This window comes from Rhodoferax sp. RT5P35 (assembly GCF_056521385.1).
Genome location: NZ_JBWMAX010000072.1, coordinates 1 through 1706 on the forward strand (window position 1 = coordinate 1; position 1706 = coordinate 1706).

The following is a 1706-nucleotide window of genomic DNA, read 5'->3' on the forward strand; positions in this document are numbered from 1 at the left end:
CGTGTCGGTGGAGGCGGTGGTGGCCGGTGTGGCCCCGGTCGAGCCCGCGCAAGCCCTGCACGCCGCCCGCCCCGTGCCCTTGCGGGAAACCGTGCGCATGTACAGCGGTGGCCAGTGGTGGGATGCGGCGCTGGTGGTGCGCGAAGACCTGCGCCCCGGCGACCAGATCCCCGGCCCGGCCATCCTGGCCGAGAAAAACGCCACCACCGTGGTCGAGCCCGGCTGGACCGCGAATGTGACGGCTTTTGACCACCTGGTGCTTATCCGCTCTGCACCACGCGCTATCAAATACGCAGCAGGCACCACCGTAGACCCGGTGCTGCTGGAGGTGTTCAACAACCTGTTCATGAACATCGCCGAGCAGATGGGCCTGCAACTGCAAAACACCGCCTACTCGGTCAACATCAAGGAGCGGCTGGACTTCAGCTGCGCGCTGTTCGATGCGCACGGCAACCTGATTGCCAACGCCCCGCACATGCCGGTGCACCTAGGGTCCATGGGCGAGAGCATCCAGACGGTTGTGCGTGAGAACGCAGGCACCATGCAGCCCGGCGACGTGTACGTGCTGAACGACCCCTACCACGGCGGCACCCACCTGCCGGACGTGACCGTCATCACCCCCGTCTACCTGGACGGCCAGGTGACTTTCTACGTGGGCAGCCGGGGCCACCACGCCGACATTGGCGGCACCACGCCGGGCTCCATGCCGCCGTTTTCCACCCGCATCGAAGAAGAGGGCGTGCAAATCCACAACTTCAAGCTGGTGGATGCGGGCGTGCTGCGCGAGGCCGAGATGGTGGCGCTGCTGCAAAGCGGTGCCTACCCCAGCCGCAACCCGGCGCAAAACCTGGCCGACATGCGGGCGCAAATTGCCGCCAACGAGAAGGGTGTGCAAGAGCTGCACAAGATGGTCGCCCAGTACGGCCTGCCGGTGGTGCAGGCCTACATGGGCCATGTGCAAGACAACGCCGAGGAGTCGGTGCGCCGGGTGATTGCGCAATTAAAAGACGGCCAGTTCACGCTGCCGCTGGACAACGGCGCGCAGATCCAGGTGGCCATCCGCGTGGATGCCGCCACCCGCAGCGCCGAGGTGGATTTCACCGGCACCAGCCCGCAGCAGAGCAACAACTTCAACGCCCCCACGGCGGTGTGCATGGCGGCGGTGCTGTATGTGTTTCGCACCCTGGTGGATGACGATATTCCGCTGAACGCGGGCTGCCTGAAGCCCATCCGCGTCACCATTCCGCCCGGCTCCATGCTCAACCCGAACCCGCCCGCGTCGGTGGTGGCGGGCAACGTGGAAACCTCCACCTGCATCACCAACGCGCTGCTGGGGGCTTTGGGCGTGCTGGCCGGTGGGCAGTGCACCATGAACAACTTCACCTTCGGCAATGCGCAGCACCAGTATTACGAAACCATCAGCGGTGGCTCGGGGGCTGGGGAGGGTTTCGATGGCACGTCGGTGGTGCAAACCCACATGACCAATTCGCGCCTCACCGACCCCGAGGTGTTCGAGTTCCGGTTTCCGGTGCGGCTGGAGAGCTTTGCCATCGTGCCCGGCTCGGGCGGCGCGGGCCGCTGGCAGGGGGGCAACGGGGGGCTGCGCCGCGTGCGTTTCCTGGAGCCCATGACCGCCAGCATCTTGAGCAATGGCCGGGTCCACGGGGCCTTTGGCATGGCTGGGGGGCAGCCGGGCCAGGTGGGGC

The 1706-nt window shown here is 66.4% G+C and carries 1 protein-coding gene; it reads left to right on the forward strand.

Going from position 1 to position 1706, the window contains the following annotated elements; all coding sequences use genetic code 11:
• Positions 1 to 1706: hydantoinase B/oxoprolinase family protein (locus AC097L_RS23675; RefSeq protein WP_479589188.1), on the forward strand; the 1706-nt coding region annotated here is incomplete at both ends.